Origin of the sequence: Streptomyces spongiae (assembly GCF_009377185.1) — a bacterium.
GTDB lineage: Bacteria > Actinomycetota > Actinomycetes > Streptomycetales > Streptomycetaceae > Streptomyces > Streptomyces spongiae.
In genome coordinates, this window is sequence record NZ_VJZC01000849.1 from 1 (window position 1) to 3,154 (window position 3,154).

General features: G+C 70.7%; 2 protein-coding genes. Both read right to left on the reverse strand.

The genetic code is table 11. The features are described from left to right. Window positions 1-1,427: cellulose binding domain-containing protein (locus FNH08_RS47690; RefSeq protein WP_152778150.1), on the reverse strand; the 1,427-nt coding region annotated here is incomplete at its 3' end. A 276-nt stretch (window positions 1,428-1,703) separates the two neighbouring features. Further along, window positions 1,704-3,032 carry a radical SAM protein gene (locus FNH08_RS47695; protein WP_152778151.1) on the reverse strand — a complete coding sequence of 443 codons (1,329 nt, stop codon included), beginning with the start codon at window positions 3,030-3,032 and terminating at the stop codon, window positions 1,704-1,706. Between the last annotated feature and the right edge of the window lie 122 nt (window positions 3,033-3,154).

Here is a 3,154-nt window from a genome sequence, read left to right on the forward strand (position 1 = left end):
GCCCACGACGCAAGGAACCCCACCCCAAAGGTGCCCCCGGCGTCTACGGACCGGTTGTAGTCCGCGGCGGACGCCGTGACGTCAGAGTCGTCCTGGTCGTACGACCCGTCCCACATCTGGGTGACACGCTGACCGTCCGTGAAGGTCCAGCCGATGCGCCACCCGTCGAGGGCCTTCGTGGAGGTGACCGTGACGGTGGCCTGGAAGCCGTCGGGCCACTCGTTGACGACCTCGTAGCGGAGGCGGCAGGAGGAGTCCGACTCGTCGGGCTCGACCGGCCGGTGCGATATTCGGGCCGGGGACGAGCCCTCACCCTGTGGCGCCGGGTCGGAGACACCGGAAGGCGTGCGGCTGGCGTCGGCGCGCGGCATCTCCGAGGGGTCGCCCGAGGTGTCGGACGGCAGCGGCGCCACGGTCGGCAGCGATACGTCCGGGTCCGCGACGGGCTGACGGCTCGACGGGTCGCCCTGGGCCAGGTCGCCGCCCTCGGCGCCGAAGGGCATGAGGGAGACCGCGAGGGCCAGGACGGAGACGATCCCGGCGGCCACCAGCATGCCGGTGCGGCCGACGCGGGGCTTGGGCTCCCTGCTCGGCGACAGGCCGCGGTCGGCGCCCGAGAGGTCGGCGCGGCCGGGGATCAGCCCGGACTCCGCGGCCCGGCGGCGCCGCTCCAGGTAGGCGTGGCCGCCCCAGCCGATCACGCCGCCGGCCAGCGCGGCGGGCAGTCCGCCGGGCTGCGTCCGCAGGCACGCGGCGGCCTCGGCGCACTCGACACAGGTGGCGAGGTGCCGTGAGAGGTCTTCGGGGGTCTCCGCGCCGGACGAGCGGGTGACGGCGTCCAGCAGCCGTGCGTAGTTGCGGCACTCCGCGTCCATGGGCGTGTCGACGTGGTTGCGCTGGCAGCGCTCCCGGAACAGCGACCGCACCTGGTCGAGTTCCCCGGCGGCGTTCGCCGGGTCGAGCCCGAGCCTCCGGGCCACGACGGGCAGCGGCAGCGCCTCCACCTCGGCCAGCCACAGCAGCGCGGCGTCCGGCTCCTGCATGTCGCTCAGGCCGCGCAGCGCGAGCGGCCGGTTCAGGGGCGGGCCGGTGTAGCGGGCGGCCTTGTCGGAGTTGAGCCACAGTCGCAGGTCGGGATCGAGGCGGGGGCCCCGCCCGTGCGCCTCCCAGGCGGCGGCCGTGGTGCGGACCGAGGTCAGCAGGAAGGGGATCCTGGGCAGCCGTAAGGCCCGTCGGCCCGTGCTCCGCCCGGCTCTCTCTTCGTCGGCGCGGGCCTCCTGTATGCCGTGCGTGAACGCCTCGGTCGCCAGCTGAGTGGCCGAGGCCGACCCGGAGGTGCACAGGTCGGCGTACGAGAGGACCGCGTCCCAGCACTCCGAGAGCAGCGCGGCTTCGGTGGCGTCCTGGGGCTTCGGCAGGTAGGGCATGGGTCTCCTGCATCCACAGAGCGAGGTGCGTCCATCTGGAACGATGCGCATCCACAATGCAAAGGGGCAACTCACCTTAGAACTAAGGGAGTTGAGGGTGTCTCACGACAGGCCCAGAGCTTTTCACGGTTCCCACACAACTGACAAGCCACATGTTCAAATGCGGTTACCGCCGGTTGCAGCTGGTGAGTTGTACGTACGGCAGCACCGATCGACTCATCCGCCACAGAATTTACACGCTTAAGCGCGCCCTCTCGTACGCCCCGGGGCGCGCGCCTACGCGCCCACGCTCTCCACGCGCTCCTCGGCCGGCAGGCTGTCCATGAACGAGCTCACCGAGAAGACCGCGCGGCCGGGTCCGGGCGGGCCGTATCCGGGCGGGGACGACAGCCCGAAGTCGTCCATCGTGGCGCGATAGGCCTCCAGCAGCCGGATGTGGTACTCCAGCGGCGCGCCCTGCGGGTTCGCCTTGCCGAGCGGGGTGGTGGGCTCCGGGCACCAGGTGGTGAACCGGGGCGTGATCCCGTGGGACATGAAGAACCGCAGCCCTTCCGTCGTCGAGGCGATGGCCTCGTCCACGGTCGTGAACCCGAAGGGCTCGGCCATCTCCACGCCGGCGACGAAGTTGGGGATCACGTTGCGCGCGCCGAAGACCTCCGCCGAGTCGAGGATGCGCCTGTGCCACTCGTCGCGGCCGACGTAGCGCTCCTTGCCGGGGCAGTAGAGCTCGAACAGACGCCGGTCCCACACCTCGTAGTTGGGGTGGTAGATCTGCACGCCGTAGTCCTTGAACCGCTGCACGTCGTCCTTCGGCAGCGCCTGTGCGACGACCTTCCCGATCCACCGCCCCGGGAAGCGCTCCTCGATGGCCTTCGCGTAGTGCCCGTAGAAGTCGGCCTCGTCGCGCCCGGCGACCTTCGACGTGACGGCGCCACCGGTGAGCGTGTACGCCGTGGACGCCTTCGCGGTGTCGTACCGGTCGATGATCTCCAGCGCCTCCAGGACCTCCTCGACGTCCTTGACGCCGGTGTACGGGCGCCCGGCCGCCTTGTGCTGGCGCCAGTTGTGGTTGATGTCGCAGTACTGGCACTCCTCCTTGGCGCCGAAGTACTGGCAGACGCGGAAGACGGTGAGGTAGATGAGATACCCCCACTGGATGGTCGGGGCGACCTCCATCACGGACTTGCCGTTGGCGAGGGTGTGGCGGTAGTACTCGGGCATGGGCGGCACGCCGACGTCGGCGATGCGCTTCCCGTCGAGGTAGAGCCCGAGCATCCCGTCCTCGGCGGCGGCCACGCGGTACGGCGACGACGGGTTGACGCGCACGGAGACGACGGTGCGCCGCAGGTCGTAGGGGCCTCCGGTGAGGATGATCTCCTCCGGGGGGCGCCGTAGCGCGGCCTCGCCGAGCTCGGGCAGGGTGCCGTGGTCGAAGGAGAAGATGAAGTACGACTTCGGCTTGACCTCGCCGGTCTCGTTGTCGCTCAGCGCCGACGCGTCGAAGGCCACGCCGCCCCTCAGCAGGTCCTCCTTGAAGACGGCCTCCCGAGGCACGTGCGGGAACCGTTCCATCAGATCCTCGACCAGCGTGGTGCGGCTGCCCATCCCGTTTCTCCTCGCTCCCTGCTCGGTGCTCGACTCCTCACGGTATGCCGTCGGGTGGGGGTGAGTGGTGACCGGGTGCCTTGTTTCGCCCCCGCCGCCCCTACCCGTCCCATCCCCGGGGC

Bases quoted from the DNA above. Each gene is read 5' to 3' on its own strand.
- FNH08_RS47695 (WP_152778151.1), bottom strand. From the start codon at position 3,032: ATGGGCAGCCGCACCACGCTGGTCGAGGATCTGATGGAACGGTTCCCG.